This window comes from Umezawaea endophytica (assembly GCF_025061645.1).
GTDB lineage: Bacteria > Actinomycetota > Actinomycetes > Mycobacteriales > Pseudonocardiaceae > Umezawaea > Umezawaea endophytica.
In genome coordinates this window covers 13,138-27,962 of sequence record NZ_JANYMP010000041.1, presented here as the reverse complement: position 1 = coordinate 27,962, position 14,825 = coordinate 13,138, and the positions used below count along the sequence as shown (strand labels likewise).

General features: G+C 72.0%; 14 protein-coding genes. 6 read left to right on the top strand and 8 right to left on the bottom strand.

All coding sequences use genetic code 11. From position 1 onward, the window contains the following. Positions 1–70: 70 nt before the first annotated feature. Both NZH93_RS45265 and NZH93_RS45260 read left to right on the top strand, forming a co-directional pair. Positions 71–946, top strand: coding sequence for a LysR family transcriptional regulator (locus NZH93_RS45265; RefSeq protein WP_259629543.1), 876 nt, complete (start codon positions 71–73; stop codon positions 944–946). Next, positions 943–1,842: a serine hydrolase gene (locus NZH93_RS45260; protein ID WP_259629542.1), complete on the top strand. Its 900-nt coding sequence runs from the start codon at positions 943–945 to the stop codon at positions 1,840–1,842. The genes NZH93_RS45265 and NZH93_RS45260 overlap by 4 nt, the downstream gene beginning before the upstream one ends. Here the strand turns inward: NZH93_RS45260 and NZH93_RS45255 are convergent. Then, positions 1,839–2,519, bottom strand: a complete 681-nt coding sequence (locus NZH93_RS45255; RefSeq protein ID WP_259629541.1) for an alpha/beta fold hydrolase — start codon at positions 2,517–2,519, stop codon at positions 1,839–1,841. The two genes, NZH93_RS45260 and NZH93_RS45255, sit on opposite strands and share 4 nt — an antisense overlap. After that, on the bottom strand, positions 2,516–3,316 hold the full coding sequence (locus NZH93_RS45250) for a DinB family protein (RefSeq protein ID WP_259629540.1): 801 nt from the start codon (positions 3,314–3,316) through the stop codon (positions 2,516–2,518). Before NZH93_RS45250 ends, NZH93_RS45255 begins: the two co-directional genes overlap by 4 nt. A gap of 54 nt (positions 3,317–3,370) precedes the next feature. On the opposite strand from NZH93_RS45250, the gene NZH93_RS45245 reads away from it, so the two are divergent. Next, entirely contained in the window at positions 3,371–4,318 is a 948-nt protein-coding gene (locus NZH93_RS45245; protein WP_259629539.1) for a helix-turn-helix transcriptional regulator, read from the top strand. 303 nt (positions 4,319–4,621) lie between these two features. Then, positions 4,622–5,083 carry a hypothetical protein gene (locus tag NZH93_RS45240; protein ID WP_259629538.1) on the top strand — a complete coding sequence of 154 codons (462 nt, stop codon included), beginning with the start codon at positions 4,622–4,624 and terminating at the stop codon, positions 5,081–5,083. Here the strand turns inward: NZH93_RS45240 and NZH93_RS45235 are convergent. Genes NZH93_RS45235 through NZH93_RS45210 form a run of 6 tightly spaced genes read right to left on the bottom strand, consistent with a single transcriptional unit; the run spans position 5,055 to position 12,227 of the window. Next, positions 5,055–5,882, bottom strand: coding sequence for a sugar phosphate isomerase/epimerase family protein (locus NZH93_RS45235; RefSeq protein ID WP_259629537.1), 828 nt, complete (start codon positions 5,880–5,882; stop codon positions 5,055–5,057). The genes NZH93_RS45240 and NZH93_RS45235 overlap by 29 nt on opposite strands. Further along, positions 5,879–7,027 carry a dihydrodipicolinate synthase family protein gene (locus tag NZH93_RS45230; protein WP_259629536.1) on the bottom strand — a complete coding sequence of 383 codons (1,149 nt, stop codon included), beginning with the start codon at positions 7,025–7,027 and terminating at the stop codon, positions 5,879–5,881. The genes NZH93_RS45235 and NZH93_RS45230 overlap by 4 nt, the downstream gene beginning before the upstream one ends. Next, entirely contained in the window at positions 7,024–8,160 is a 1,137-nt protein-coding gene (locus tag NZH93_RS45225) for a Gfo/Idh/MocA family protein (protein ID WP_259629535.1), read from the bottom strand. The genes NZH93_RS45230 and NZH93_RS45225 overlap by 4 nt, the downstream gene beginning before the upstream one ends. Before the next feature lie 51 nt (positions 8,161–8,211). Further along, a complete protein-coding gene (locus NZH93_RS45220) occupies positions 8,212–8,976 on the bottom strand; it encodes a sugar phosphate isomerase/epimerase family protein (RefSeq protein ID WP_259629534.1) in 765 nt (254 codons plus the stop codon). A 51-nt stretch (positions 8,977–9,027) separates the two neighbouring features. Continuing rightward, entirely contained in the window at positions 9,028–9,969 is a 942-nt protein-coding gene (locus NZH93_RS45215) for a glycoside hydrolase family 6 protein (RefSeq protein WP_259629533.1), read from the bottom strand. Between the two features lie 47 nt (positions 9,970–10,016). After that, positions 10,017–12,227 carry a glycoside hydrolase family 9 protein gene (locus tag NZH93_RS45210; protein WP_259629532.1) on the bottom strand — a complete coding sequence of 737 codons (2,211 nt, stop codon included), beginning with the start codon at positions 12,225–12,227 and terminating at the stop codon, positions 10,017–10,019. 292 nt (positions 12,228–12,519) lie between these two features. On the opposite strand from NZH93_RS45210, the gene NZH93_RS45205 reads away from it, so the two are divergent. Further along, entirely contained in the window at positions 12,520–13,803 is a 1,284-nt protein-coding gene (locus NZH93_RS45205; RefSeq protein WP_259629531.1) for an ABC transporter substrate-binding protein, read from the top strand. Positions 13,804–13,867: 64 nt separating this feature from the next. Further along, entirely contained in the window at positions 13,868–14,824 is a 957-nt protein-coding gene (locus tag NZH93_RS45200; protein WP_259629530.1) for a carbohydrate ABC transporter permease, read from the top strand. Position 14,825: the final 1 nt, after the last annotated feature.

Below are 14,825 nucleotides of genomic sequence, written 5' to 3'. Positions count from 1 at the left end.
CCCACGATCGCCTGATGCCGTCCAAGACGGAAACGACAGGTTTGATGCGTTTTCGGCATAGGCTCCGGTCATGGACCTGGTCGGCGCGTGCAAGGCGTTCGTCAGCGTGAGCGAGCGCGGCAGCTTCACCCTCGGCGCGGCGGCGGCGCGGATCCCGCAGTCGGTGGCCAGCCGCCGGATCGCGGCGCTGGAGACCAGCCTCGGCGGGAGGCTGTTCGACCGGACGGCGCGGCGCGCGAAGCTGACGCCGTTCGGGGTGGACGTGCTGCCCGCCGCGAAGCGGGTCGTGCAGGCCGCCGAGGTGCTGGAGCACGACGCGCGCCGCGCCGGACGACGTCCGCTGGGGCTGGCCGTGCCCGGCTCGTGCGGCGTCCGGACGTTGGCGCGGTTGGACGCCGACGCGCGGGCTCGCGGCGTGTTCCTGGACCTGCGGCCCGCCCCGCCCGCCGAGCGGGCCGAGATGCTGCGGACCCAGGAGGTGCGGGCGGCGCTGACGGCCGTGCCCGCCGAGGAGGGCACGTGGTCGGTGCCGCTGGGTGTGGCGGGGGCGAAACCCGTGGCCACGGCGACCGTCTACCTGGACACGCTGCGACCCGGCCGGGGCCAGCGGACCGCGCGGCGGGTCTGGCTGCAACCGGAGGACGACGTGCCGCACGTGCGGGACCGGATCGTGCGGGCGCGGGACGCGCTGGGGCTGCGGCCGTCGCAGGTCGCGGTGGCGGGGTCGTTGACGTCGGCCGTGGCGGAGGTGCTCGGGTCGGCCGACCTGCTGCTGTGCCCGGCCGCCCAGGCCGACGAGCTGGACCTGCACTGGCGGCCGGTGGGCGGCGTCGTCCTGGCGCGCGGCTACGACGTGACCGCCGGGATCGGCGACGACGCCGACCGCATCCGCACCGCGCTGGCGGGCCCGGTCGCCCGGTGCCTCGGGGCGAAGGTGGACGCGTGAGCGACGACGCGCTGGTGAACGAGCTGCGCGAGGAGTTGGACGACGGCGGGCTCCGCGGGTCGTTCCTGGTGCGCGACCTGCGCACCGGTGACGAGATCGGCATCGACCCCGACGTGGAGTTCCCGTTGGCGTCGCTGGTGAAGGTGCCGCTGGCCATCGCGACCCTGGAGCGCGTCCGCGTCGGCGAGCTGGACGGCGCCGAGCAGGTCCTCGTGCGGCCGGGGGCTCCGGAGTCGCCGGGACCGCCGGGGCTGAGCAGGTTCCGGCACGCGGCGTCGGTCGCCGTGGAGGACCTGGTCTACCTGAGCACGTCGATCAGCGACGGGGCCGCCGCGGACGCGCTGTTCGCGCTGACGCCGCCCGCCGAGGTCGGCCGCCGCCTGCGCGACCTCGGGGTGCGGGGCATCGCCGTGCGGCACCCGATCAGCGACCTCACCGACACCCCCGCCGAGCGCTTCGACCCCGACGAGGTGCACCTGGCCCACACTCTCGCCATCGGCGCGCGCACGGCCGGGCGCGGGCACCCGGTGCCGCAGTTGGACGTGAGCCGCGCCAGCTCCGGGACGGCGCGGGCGGTGGCGGACCTGTTCCAGGAGCTGTGGACGCCGACGAGGATCGATCCCGGTGTGGCGGCACGGGTGCGGGACCTGTTGGCGCACAACGTCCTGCGGCAGCGGCTCGCGCCGGACTTCACGTCCGACTCGTCGACGTGGTCGTCCAAGACGGGCACGCTGCTGAACCTGCGGCACGAGGCCGGGGTCGTGCGGCACGACGACGGCCGGGCGTTCGCCGTCGTCGCGCTGACCGAGTCGCGGGTGGCCGCGTCGGCGCAACCCGAGGCCGAGGCGCTGATGGGCCGGGTGGCACGGGCGCTGCGGGACCGGCTGCGGCTCTAGCCCTCCACGAGGAGCCGGGCCAGTTCGACCGGTTTCGTGAGCATCGGCCAGTGGCCCGAGTCGATGTCCACGAGGTCGAGCTGCTTGGCCGCGGCCAGTTCCGGCACGTCCCCGGAGGCGATCCACTCCCGTGCCTGCGCGGGCGTGAACTCGGGGCACACCAGCAGGACCGGCACGGTGGAGCGGTGTTGGTCCGCGTAGTGCACGACCCCCTTCGCCACTCCCGCGGGCACGGGGATCGCCGCGGCGGTGAAGGACCGCCTGGCGTCCTCGTCCAGGTCGGCGGAGTCCGGTCCTTCGAACGGTTCCCAGCCGGGGAACGGCATGACCCCGTCGACCAGCTCGAAGAAGTCGGCGTAGGGCTTGCCGTCGGAGGTGGGGAACCCGCCGATCAGGGCGACCTTCGCGACCTTGTCCGGTCGGGCGTCGGCGGCGAGCCAGGCGAGGGTGCACGCGGCGGAATGGCCTACCACCAAGGGTTTGCCGGGAGCCGCGTCCACGGCGGCGAGCACGGCCGCGACCTGGTCGTCGAGCGTGGCGGTGGTGGACCCGTCGCCCTGGCCGGGGAGGGTGAGCGGCACGGCGTGGTGCCCCAGCGCCTCCAGCGCGGGGACCACCTCGTCCCACGCCGAGCCGTCCAGCCAGAGTCCGCCGATCAGCAGGATGTCCACGGTCACTTCTCCTCGGTCAGTGCGGTCAGGTCGCGCTCGGCGTAGAGCCGGTGTTCCCACTCCTCGTTGAGGACGATGCGCAGGCACGTCTTGAGGGGGAAGCCTTCCTCCTGCGGCCAGCCGGGTTCGGTCCGGGTGACCTCGGAGGCGAGCTGGTCAGCGGTCAGGGACTCGACGACGTCGCGGACCATCTCCTGCCGGTCGCGGCGGACCGCCAGCACCTCGTCCAGCGACGGTCGGGCCTCGCGGTCCCACGGGATGTCGTCCCAGCCCGGCGCCTCGTCCCACGGCAGGTCGAGCGGGTGCCAGGGCGAGACGACGCCCCGGACCATCCGGCCCACCCAGGCCGCGCCGGCGAAGTTGAGGTGCCGCAGGGTCTGGATGAACGACCACTCGCCGTCGACGCCGACGTGCAGGGCGTCCTCGGGGAACGTCCTGGCCCGCGCCACCGTCTCGTCCCACCGGCGTTCCAGGAGGGCCCACGCCTCGCGGAAGCCGTCCGGGTCGTCGGGGCGCATCTTCGCCCGTTCGGGTGTCCTGCGGTTCAGCTCGGCGTCGACGAGCGGGGCGATGTCGACGCCGTTCACGACGACGTCGCGCAGTTCGCCGCTGATCCGCACGCCGACCAGCTCGACGCCGCGCAGGCGGGTGCCGAGGAACATCGCGCCGTGGACCAGCGCGCCGCTGAAGTCGACCGCGTGCAGGGTGGAGTCGGTGAAGCGCACCTTCGTGAACGCGGAGTCCCGCAGGCTCACGTGTTCGAAGCGCGACCCGGTGAGGTCTTGGTCGAGGAACTCGGTCATGGGCGTCACGCTAGAGCGCATTCCGGACGTTCTACGTCCGGATACCCTGCTCGGGTGACGTCCGACCTCAGCCCCACCGCGCGGGCCCTGCGCGCCCTGGAGGTGCTCCGCGACCGGCCCGGCGTCACGGCCGACGACCTCGCCGCGTGCCTGGGCGTCACGGAGCGCGCCGCGCGCCGGTACGTCGGCATCCTCCGCGAGGCAGGTGTCCCGGTCGAGTCGACCAGGGGCCCGTACGGCGGCTACCGGCTCGGCCGGGGGACGCGGCTGCCGCCGGTCGTCTTCACCGAACCCGAGGCGCTCGGGCTGGTGATGGCGGTGCTCGACAGCGGCCCGGCGGCCGACGACCTGGTCGGGTCGGCGCTGGGCAAGGTGGTGCGGGCGCTGCCCGAGACCGTCGGCAGGCGGGCGGCGGCGCTGCGGGAGCACGCGTCGGCGGTGCCCGACCGGCAGGCGGCCCGGCCCGACGCCGCCACGGTCAGCGCGCTGGTCGCCGCCATCGCGGCCCGGTCCCGCGTGCTGGTCACCTACCGCGGCGAGACCGGTGACGGGTGGGACGCCGAGGTCGACCCGTGGGCGGTCGTCGTCCGGCACGGGCGCTGGTACCTGCTGTGCCACTCCCACCGCGCGGACGCGATCCGCACCTACCGGGTCGACCGGATCCACGCGGTCCGGCGGACCGGGCACGAGTTCACCCCGCCCGAAGGCCTCGACCCGGCCGCGGCGGTGGAGGAGAACCTGGGCACGGGCTGGAAGTTCACCACCCGCGTGGTGTTCGACGCCACGCTCGCCGAGGTCTCGCCGTGGATCAGGCCTCCCATGGGCCGCCTGGAGCCGTCGGGCACCGGGTGCGTGCTCGTCGGCAGCACCAACAACCCCGCGATGTACGCGCAGGAGTGGTTGGCGACCGTGCCGTTCGCGTTCCGCGTCGAGGGCGGGCCGGAACTGCGCGCGGCGGTCGCGACGCTCGTCGAACGCCTCACCGCGGCACTGGACCGGTGAGCCGCTGCTCCACCAGCTCGCCCTCCGTGGAGACCTCCTGGACCAGCTTCGCGATCGTGTCGGGGATCGGCGGGATCGCCTCGCGGACGACACCTCCGTCCGGCGACCAGCGAACCTGAGGTCGAAGGCGTGGGCGAGGTCCTGGAAGCCGAAGAACCGCTGCGAGAGGCGCCTGCCGGCTTCCCGCGCGAACGGCATGCCGTACGTCGATGCCGCGCGCCGCCGGGTGTGACAGGCGGGCGGTGACTCGCGCGTCACACCGGTCGGCGTAACGGTCGGGGCCGAGCGGCCGAACCTGGGGGCATGAGGTTCGCCATCGCGTCACTGCTGCTCGCCGTGCTGGTCACGGGCTGTTCCAGCACCGTCACCGGGACCGGCTCCGGTTCGGGCACCACGTCGTCCGCTCCCCCGGCGACGACCACCGCCGCGGTGGGGACGACCACGACCACGGCGGCGCCCGAACCGACCGCGCCGCCCTCGGTCGACGAGAGCGCCCCGGCCCAGTACTGCGACCGGCCGTTCACCGGCGCGCTGGGCCAGGAGATGTTCGCCGTCGTCGTGGAGACCCCGTCGGGCAGGCTCACCTGCGACCAGGCCGAGGCCGTCCTGGTGGACTACTACGCCCAGCGCTCCGAGCCGAAGACCGGCCTGCCGCCCCTCGCGATCGGGCCGATGTCGTGCGGCCAGGTCCCCGAGGGCTCCCTGCCGCAGGTGGTCTGCGTGGACGACGACAACCTCATCTACTCGATGTGGCCCCAGCGCTGACGTGCTCGGCGAAGGTCCGCGCGACCGTCGCGACCACGGTGTCCGGGTCCTCGCGCCACACGTCGGCGTTGAAGATCTCCACCTCGACGTCACCGGTGTAGCCCGCCGCGGCGACGAGGTCCGCGAGGCGGCGGAAGTCGATGTGGCCGTCGCCCATCATCCCGCGGGCGAGCAGCGCGTCGGCGGGCAGCGGGGTGATCCAGTCGCACACCTGGAACGACGCGATGCGGTCCGCCGCCCTGGCGACCTGCCGTTCCAGGTCGGGGTCCCACCAGACGTGGAAGGTGTCCACGACCACGCCGACGACGGCCGGGTCGTGCTGTTCGGCCAGGTCCAGCGCCTGTCCGAGGGTGGACAGGACGCCGCGGTCGGCCGCGTAGATCGGGTGCATGGGTTCGAGCGCCAGGCGGACACCGCGGTCGGCGGCGTGCGGCACGAGGTCCGCCAGCACGTCGGCGACCGTCGCGCGGGCGGCGGGAAGGTCGCGGCTGCCGGGTGGCAGGCCGCCCACGACGAGCACCAGGCAGTCGGCGTTCAACGCCGCGGTCTCGTCGATCGCGCGCCGGTTGTCGGTCAGCACCCGGTCGCGGTCGGGCGCGGTGAAGAACCCGCCGCGGCACAGGGACGAGACGTGCAGGCCCGCCTCGGCGATGAGGGCGGCGCCCGCCTCGACGCCGTACTCGTGCAACGGTTCCCGCCAGACGCCGATGGACGTGATGCCCGCGCGGGTGCAGGCGGCCACGGCCTCGGGCAGCGAGCACGAGTCGACGGTCTTCTGGTTGAGGGACAGGCGGTTCACCGCACGACCCCGTAGACGTCGAGCAGCGAGGACAGGCGGCGGACGGCCAACTCCGGATCGGGCAGGAGGCCAGCCCGGTCGGCCAGGACGTAGGTCTCGGCCAGGTGGGGCAGGCTCCTGGCGCTCTGCAAGCCGCCGACCATGGAGAAGCCCGGCTGGAGGCCGGAGAGCCAGGCCAGGAAGGCGATGCCGGTCTTGTAGTAGTAGGTCGGCGCGCCGAAGACGTGGCGGGCCAGGGGAAGCGTGGGGGCGAACGCCGCGTCGTAGGCCGCCAGGTCGCCGTCGTCCAGCGCCCGCAGCGCGTGGGACGCGGCCGGGGCGATGGCCGCGAAGACACCGAGCAGGGCGTCGCTCGCGGACGTGCCGTCGCCCTTGATCAGCTCGGGGTAGTTGAAGTCGTCGCCGGTGTAGAGGCGGACACCGGCGGGGAGCTTGGCGCGCAACGACTTCTCGTGCTCGGCGTCGAGCAGGGAGACCTTGACGCCGTCGACGTGGTCGGCGTGCGCGTGCACGAGGTCGAGGAACGCGGTGGTGGCCTCGCCGATGTCGGTCGAACCCCAGTAGCCCTCCAGCGCCGGGTCGAACACCGACCCGAGCCAGTGCAGGATCACCGGCGCCTCGACGTTCGGGAGCAGCCGGTCGTACACGTGCCGGTAGTCGGCGGGACCGGTCGCCAGGCGCGCGAGGTGCCTGCTGGCCATGACGATGACCTGCGCACCCGCCTCCTGGACCACGTCGACCTGCTCGGAGTACGCGCGCACGACCTCGTCCAGCGTCGCCGGGTCGGCGTGGTCCGTGCCCGCTCCCGCGGCGATGCGCGTGCCGAGCCCCTTCGCCTCGGCGGCGCTGCGGCGGATCAGCTCACGGGTGGTGGCCCAGTCCAGGCCCATGCCGCGCTGGGCGGTGTCCATCGCCTCCGCGACACCGAGGCCGTAGGACCACAGGTGCCTGCGGAACCCGAGCGTGCTGTCCCAGTCGACCACGGCGGGCGCGCCGGGACCGTTGTCGCCCAACGGGTCGGCCACGACGTGGGCGGCGGCGAACGCGATCCGGGACCGCGGGGGCCCGGCGGGCCTGGTCCACGCCACGGGCTCGCGCGGCTCGTGGTCGCGCAGCGTCCCGTCGAGCGCGGGGAGGGTGATCACAGCTCGACCCGCCGGTTGGTGCGGGACGACTCCAGACCGGCCTGGGCGAGGCGGATGCCGCGGACGCCCGCCAGGAAGTCGTACGGGTGCGGGGCGTCCTCGACCACGTGCCGCACGTACTGCTCCCACTGCGCCTTGAACCCGTTGTCGAAGTCGGCGTTGTCCGGCACCTCCTGCCACTGCGAGCGGTAGGAGCGGGTCTCCTCCAGGTCCGGGTTCCACACCGGGCGCGGGGTGGCCTCACGGGGCTGCACCACGCACTTGCGCAGGCCCGCCACCGCGCTGCCCCTGGTGCCGTCGACCTGGAACTCGACCAGCTCGTCGCGGTGGACGCGGACGCACCACGACGAGTTGAGCTGGGCGATCACGCCGCCCTCCAGCTCGAAGATCGCGTACGCGGCGTCGTCGGCCGTGGCGTCGTAGGGCTCGCCCGCCTCGTCGACCCTGGTCGGGATGTGGGTGGCGGTCTTGGCGATCACCGAGGTCACCGCGCCGAACAGGTTCTCCAGCACGTAGTTCCAGTGGCAGAACATGTCCACGGTGATGCCGCCGCCGTCCTCGGCGCGGTAGTTCCAGCTCGGCCGCTGCGCCGCCTGCCAGTCACCCTCGAACACCCAGTAGCCGAACTCGCCGCGCACGCTGAGCACCCGGCCGAAGAACCCGCTGTCCACCAGGCGCTTGAGCTTGAGCAGGCCGGGCAGGTACAGCTTGTCGTGCACGACGCCGTTCTTCACGCCCGCCTCGGCGGCGCGCCTGGCCAGCGTCGACGCGCCTTCCACGGACTCCGCGACCGGCTTCTCGGTGTAAACGTGCCTGCCCGCGTCAATGGCGCGCAGGATCGACTTCTCCCGCACGGCGGTCAACTGCGCGTCGAAGTAGAGCGGGCACGAGTCGTCGCCCAGCGCCGCGTCGAGGTCGGTCGTCCAGCGGGTCAGGCCGTGCCGTTCCGCCATCTCGGCGAGCTTGGAGGCGTCGCGGCCGACCAGGACGGGCTCCAGCAGGACCCGTGAGCCGTCGGACAGCTCGACACCCCCCTGCTCCCTGATCGCGAGCACCGAGCGCACGAGGTGCTGCCGGTATCCCATCCGTCCGGTCACGCCGTTCATCACGACGCCCAGGGTCCGCGTGGCCATTCGACCTCCAGTGGAAAGCGCTTTCCAAGTTACCGTACAACAGTTGTCCCACTAGCGGGAGCCATACCTGGCGAACCACCCGGCCGCCGCGCGCAGCGGCTCGTCCACCTCGGCGACCTCCGGGTGCCACGCCTTCTCCCACTCCAGCGACACCCAGCCCGACCACCCGGACAGCAGCTCGCCGCACTCGGCCAGCGGGACCAGCCCCCGGCCCGGCGCCACGGGCGTCAGCTCGACGTCGGCGTCCTTCACCTGGAAGTAGCCCAGGTACTCGCCCAGCACCTCCCGCGTCCGCGCCGGTTCCTCACCGCCGCGCCACGGGTGCAGCGCATCCCACAGCACCGCGACCAGGTCCGGCTCCCCGAACGGTTCCACCAGCCGCACCGCGGCCTCGCCCGTGAGGTGCGAGTCGTGCGTCTCGACCAGCAGCCGCACCCCGGACGACCGGAGGTCGTCCAGCACGGCGCCGATCCGGTCGCGCGACTCCCCGTCACCGCCGGGGAACACCCGCACCGAGGGCGCGCCGATCCGGTGCGCCAGGTCGACCAACGCCCGCAACTCGGCGACCACAGGGCCGTCCGGGCCGGGCGCGCACACCTTCGCGTACCCGGCGAGGCAGGCCACGGCGAGGCCCTCGTCCGCGATCTCGACGCGCGCCCGTTCGACCTCGCGCGCGGGAAGTCCGATGTGGACCTGCTCGTCGGGGTGCGCCCGCACCTCCAGCCCGTGGCACCCGTGGTCGGCGGCGAGCCGCGCGGCCCGCCCGATCGGCGTTCCGGGCATCCCGAGCGTGCTGACGGCGAACTGCCACACCATGTCGTTCCTCCTGACCGGGGCCGGGGCGCCCGGAGCGCCCCGACCCGTCGCTCACGTGCCGTCGATCAGCCGGATGGCCAACGCGGGGTTGAACTGCCCGGCCGGGGTGGTGGGCGCGATGCCGCACAACCCGTCGGAGTTGCCGGGCGTCTTGATCCACAGCAGCATCTCGGCGCCGCCGCCGACCTGCGCGGTGACGCCGAGCTTGCGACCGGCCGGGTTGCACCACTCGCCGTTGTTGCCATTGGCGTTGCGGCTGGTGTCCACGACGAACTTCGCCGCGTGGCCCAACGCCGAGACGACCTGGTTGCCGTAGCTGGTCGACGCGCCGGTGGTGTAGTAGTTCGACACGTTGACCGAGAACCCGCGGACGTTGCGCACTCCGGCGGAGTCGAGCCGCCCCGCCATGGTGGCGGGGGCCACCCAGCCCGCGTTTCCGCCGTCGAGGTAGACGTAGGCGTTGGGGGCCTTCTGCTGGAACATCTGGGTCGCGTAGGTGAGCATGCCCAGCCGGTCCTGGATCGCCGTCGCGCTCAGGCAGGCGAAGTCGCCCAACGCGTCCGGCTCGATGACGACGACGGCGGGTTTGGTCCCGACGCCCGCGGCGAAACCGGAGATCCAGGTCCGGTACGCGGCCACGCTGCCCGCTCCCCCGCCCGAGTGCCCACCGCAGGCGTCCCGTCCGGGGAGGTTGTAGGCCACCAGCACCGGGAGCTTGTCGTTCGCGTCGGCCGCGCCGACGTAGCTCGCGACGAGGCCGCCGATCCCGCTCTCGTTGCCGAACCAGCGGGCGATCGGCTTCGAGCCGATCGCCGACTGGACGCGCGCCGCCCGCGCGTCACCGGGGTTGTTCCGCGCCCACACCGCGGGCGAGGAGTTGGGGTTGACGTAGAAACCGCTGGTCAGGTCGATCGGGCTGGCGGCGTGCGCGGGGGCGGCCGTCAGCAGTGGCAGGGTGACGAGAACCGCCGTGAGGCGGGCTTTCCACGACATTGTGGATCCTCTTTCTCATCTCGGGGTGGGGTACCTCAGTGGTCGGGTCAGCGGGCGTCGACGAACGCCGCCACCCAGGCGAGGGACGAGTTCCAGTTGACGGCCACCTCGTTGGTGGACCAGGAGCCGATGTCGTCGATGTAGCACTTGGCGGGCTTGCAGCCGGGGAGGTTCTGCTGCGCCACGGGGTCCTGCAAGCCGGAGTTGGGGCCGCCCGCGAGCGAGCCGGGCGGTGGACTGGGCAGCGCGGAATTGATCTGGTGCGACCAGTGCCGGTGGTGCTGGTTGTGGCTGGCGCGGTCGCCGTAGCCGCTGATGAACGACTGGTTCAGCCCGTTGCGGCCGAGCAGGTAGTCCATCGACTCCAGCACGGCGTCGCGGTACTCCGACCGGAAGCTCAGGTCGTACGCCATGCCCATGATCATCGCGGCGTTCGTGGTGGCGCTGGTGGAACCCCACGCGTACGCGCCGTCCGTCGGCAGCGACGGGTTCGGGTAGCCCTGCCCGCGCAGGTCGCGCACGTGGCCGTCGGCGACGGCGAGGATCCGCTTGCGGGCGGGCAGGACGCGGTCGACGGGGAAGCGCTCGGGCAGCCGGGCGATGGTCAGGTCGGCGAGCGCGCCGGTGTCCTTCCAGGAGAACCCGGCCGGGGTGAGCTTCGTGGTGACGCGACCGAGGTACGCGCGCTTGCCGGTCGTCGCGTACAGCTCCGCCGCGGCCCAGGAGAACTCGTCGCTCACGTCCGTGTCGTCGTACGGTCCGCCGCCCACGCTGTCCTCGCGCGGCGCGTACACGTCGGGGTGCGCGTTCGCGGCCTGCCACGCGGTTTCGGCCGCCGCCAGGCACTTCCGCGAGAAAGCCGGGTCCCACAGCGCCCAGATCCGCGCACACTGAGCCCCGGCGGCGGCGAGGTTCAGCGTCGCGGCGGTCGACGGGGCGTGCAGGTAGCGGGGCTGCGGGTCGTTGGAGGGCAGCATCGGGTGGCCGGTCCACGCCAGGTCGTGGATCTTGTGGTGCGCCATGCCCGCCAGGGGCTCGTTCGCGGGAACCCGCATCTTGAGCAGGAACTCCACCTCCCAGCGGGCCTCGTCCAGCACGTCGGGAACGCGGTTGGCCTGCTCGGGGATCGCCAGCAGCCCGTCGCGCAGGCCCTCGAAGTCCAGCGTGCGCAGGGATCGCTCGTAGGTGTCCATGAGCTGCCACGCCGCCAGCGCGCCGTTGACGACGTACTTGCCGTGGTCTCCCGCGTCGTACCAGCCGCCGCTGACGTCGAGCGAGTAGTCGCACGTCCCCGGCAGGCAGGGCACCGACGTGTCGCCCTTGTTCGGCGCGACGCCGACGTGCCCGGCGGGCCTGGAGTGGGTGTCGCCGACGTACTTCGCCTCGATCGGGATGCCGCTGCGGTTGTGGTAGAAGTACGCCAGCGAGTCCCGGCGCAGCGCGTCGTACGGACTCCTGGCGATGTCGAAGGGCTCGCTGACGTCCGCCCCGACGACCAGGGTGTAGCCGGTTCCGACGGTCCTGACCCGCGAGAAGTCCGCGATGTGCACGTGGTCGCCGGACATGGCGTCGTCACCCTTGACCGTGGTGCTCCCGGTGGTCACGACCTCGCCCACGCCGTCGAGCAGTCGCCACGTCACCGGCTGGGCGGAGGCGTTGACGATGGAAGCACGCTTGTCCTCCGTCGCGGCGTAACCGAGCTGGTTGACGCGGACCGGGGAGCCGTACGTCCAGCCGTCGCCGGGCCTGATCGCGCCGCCGGTGAGCGACACGTCGTCCAGGCACAGCGTGTACGCCTCCTTGGCGCCACCGGCCTGGATGGCGACCTGGCCGCGCGTGGTGGCCCTGGTGGACGTCCCGGTGAACTCGAACGCCTTGGGCTCGGCCGTGAGCGGGACCGGCTTGGTCAGCGTGGCCGTGCTGGGCGGGTCGGCCAGCGCCACGACGGCGCGGACCGTGACCGGCTTGGTCGCGGACGCGGTGAACCGCAGCGTGTACGGCTGACCGGCTTCGAGCGGGACGTCGTTCTGGCCGATCATCGATTCCCACGGGTTCACCGTGCCTGCGGGGATGTCGGCGCAGAGTCTGCCGGATTCCACTCTGGACGGTGAGTTCCCGCTGCTCCACCAGGGTGTCTTCCCGCTGTCGAAGGTGCCGTTGAGCACCCGTTCGTAGGTTTCGGCGTGCGCCGGGGTCGCGAGACCGACCAGGAGCACGAGGGGCAGGGCGGCTGTGAACAGCCTGGCTGTGGCGGACATACCGGGCCCTCTCGGGTCGTGGGACTCCCGGCACTCCACGGCGTCAGAGCGGAATGGTCACCCCTCGGAGCGGATGTGTCAACGGTCTTACCCCGACCGGACTTCCCCCTTCACAGAAGCGCAACCAGGCGGTTACAGTCCTGTAAGCGCTTCCAATTTCGCTTCCAGTTGAGGCGCCCGCACCGGCACAGCCACGGCGTCACCGCAGCTCACAGGTGCAGCAACCCGGTCTGGAAGGCGTCCAAGATCCTGATAACGCTTCCAGACCAATTGGTTCAACCGGAGGTTTCGCATGGCTGTTCGACCAAGACGGACGCTGCTCGCGGCGGTCATCGCCGGAGCACTGGCGGCCATGGCCGCGTGCGGTGAGGGCGCCGCGGACTCCGCGTCCGGGCAGACGACCCTGATCGTCAAGACCTTCAGCCAGTTCGGCTACGACGAGCTGTACGAGGAGTACGAGGCGTCCCACCCCGGCGTCACCATCAAGGAGGAGAACATCGGGAAGCTGGGCGACTACCTGCCCAAGCTCCAGCAGTGGATGGCCGCAGGGAAGGGCGCGGGCGACGTGGTCGCCATCGAGGAGGGCATCCTCTCCCAGTTCATGGCCGAGCCCGACCGGTTCGTGAACCTCCGGGAGCACGGCGTGGACGCGTTGCGGCCGAACTTCCTGGAATGGAAGTGGAAGCAGGCGTCCACACCGGACGGTTCGAAGGTCGTCGGGCTCGGCACGGACGTCGGCGCGCAGGGCATGTGCTACCGCACCGACCTGTTCGCCGCCGCGGGCCTGCCCACCGACCGCGAGGCCGTCGGCGCGCTCTGGCCCACGTGGGACGACTACCTGGCCACCGGCAAGCGGTTCAAGGCGGCGGGCAAGGACGCCAAGTTCTTCGACTCCTCCGGCAGCATCTACCAGAACATCCTGATGCAGCAGGGCGATCACACCTACTACGACACCGCCAACGAGCTGGTCATCGACAGCAACCCCGGCGTGAAGGAGGCGTGGGACCAGACCGTCGAACTGGTGGAAGCCGGTCTGTCGGCCAACATCGACCAGTGGAGCCCGCAGTGGAACGCGGGGTTCAAGACCGGCAGCTTCGCGACGATCCCGTGCCCCTCGTGGATGCTCGGCACGATCGAGAAGCAGGCGGGCCCGGAGAACAAGGGGAAGTGGGACGTGGCCAGGGTTCCCGGCGACGGCGGCGTCCGCGGCGGCTCGTTCCTCGCGGTGCCTGCGCAGAGCGGCCACCAGGCTGAGGCCGCCGAACTGGTGAAGTTCCTGACCAGCGCCAAGGGCCAGACCGCCGCGTTCAAGGCGAAGAACAACTTCCCGTCCTCACCCCAGGCGATCGACGACCCGGCGGTGCGGGACTTCACCAACCCGTACTTCAACGACGCGCCCGTCGGCAAGATCTTCGGCGACAGCGTCAAGGCGCTCAAGCCGGTGTACCTGGGCCCGGACAACAACCCCATCGGCGACCGCGTCGGCAACGCGCTGACCGCCGTCGAGCAGGGCAAGCTCAAGCCGGACGAGGCGTGGAGCAAGGCCGTCGACGACGCCAAGCGCCTGGTGAAGTGACGCCGGGGCGCGATGGCGCCCCGCCGTCGCGCCCCCTCGTCCCCCGTTCCGCGAAGGACACACGTTGGTTACTGACCTGCGGCCGCGCACGGCCGAGAAGACCGCCCCCGCACCACGTCCGGCGTCCAAGCGCCCCTTCCTGTCCCAGGTCGACGCGAAGTGGTCGCCCTACCTGTTCATCGCGCCGTTCTTCGTGATCTTCGGGATCTTCGGGCTGTTCCCGCTGGGGTACACGGCGTGGGTGTCCCTGCACGACTGGGACCTCGGCGGCGCGGGCGCGTTCGTCGGGCTGGACAACTACACCACCCTGTTCGGCGACCCGGACTTCTGGAACGCGGTCGGCAACACCCTGGGCATGCTCGTGCTGGCCACGGTGCCGCAACTGCTGCTGGCACTGGTGCTCGCGAGCCTGCTCAACCAGAAGCTGCGCGGGCTGACGTTCCTGCGGATGGGCGTGGTGCTGCCGATCGTCACATCGGTGGCGGCCGTCGGCATCGTGTTCAGCCAGATCTTCGACCGCGACGCGGGCATGGCCAACGGGCTCCTCGGGCTGTTCGACATCGCCCCGGTCGACTGGCGGGCCGACAAGTGGTCGTCGTGGACCGCGATCTCCACCATGGTCAACTGGCGGTGGACCGGCTACAACGCGCTGATCTACCTGGCCGCCATGCAGGCGATCCCGCGCGAGCTGTACGAGGCCGCCACGGTCGACGGCGCGTCCAAGGTCCGGCAGTTCCGCAGCATCACGGTGCCGATGATCCGGCCCGCGGTGATCTTCACGGTGATCATGTCCACGATCGCGGGCACGCAGCTCTTCACCGAGCCGCTGATCTTCGGACAGGGCGGTTTCGCCATCTCCGGCGGCAGCCTGCGGCAGTTCCAGACCCTGTCGATGTACATGTTCGAGAAGGCCTTCCGGGACTTCGACTACGGGTACGGCTCCGCCGTGGCGTGGATGATCTTCCTGCTGATCACGCTGCTCGGCGTCGTCAACTTCCTCATCACGCGAAAGGGGCGGTAGC

Excerpts from the sequence above, each read along its gene's own strand:
- NZH93_RS45265 (WP_259629543.1), top strand. The coding sequence starts at position 71 with ATGGACCTGGTCGGCGCGTGCAAGGCGTTCGTCAGCGTGAGCGAGCGC.
- NZH93_RS45250 (WP_259629540.1), bottom strand. The coding sequence starts at position 3,316 with ATGACCGAGTTCCTCGACCAAGACCTCACCGGGTCGCGCTTCGAACAC.
- NZH93_RS45240 (WP_259629538.1), top strand. The coding sequence starts at position 4,622 with ATGAGGTTCGCCATCGCGTCACTGCTGCTCGCCGTGCTGGTCACGGGC.
- NZH93_RS45225 (WP_259629535.1), bottom strand. The coding sequence starts at position 8,160 with ATGGCCACGCGGACCCTGGGCGTCGTGATGAACGGCGTGACCGGACGG.
- NZH93_RS45220 (WP_259629534.1), bottom strand. The coding sequence starts at position 8,976 with ATGGTGTGGCAGTTCGCCGTCAGCACGCTCGGGATGCCCGGAACGCCG.
- NZH93_RS45215 (WP_259629533.1), bottom strand. The coding sequence starts at position 9,969 with ATGTCGTGGAAAGCCCGCCTCACGGCGGTTCTCGTCACCCTGCCACTG.
- NZH93_RS45210 (WP_259629532.1), bottom strand. The coding sequence starts at position 12,227 with ATGTCCGCCACAGCCAGGCTGTTCACAGCCGCCCTGCCCCTCGTGCTC.
- NZH93_RS45205 (WP_259629531.1), top strand. The coding sequence starts at position 12,520 with ATGGCTGTTCGACCAAGACGGACGCTGCTCGCGGCGGTCATCGCCGGA.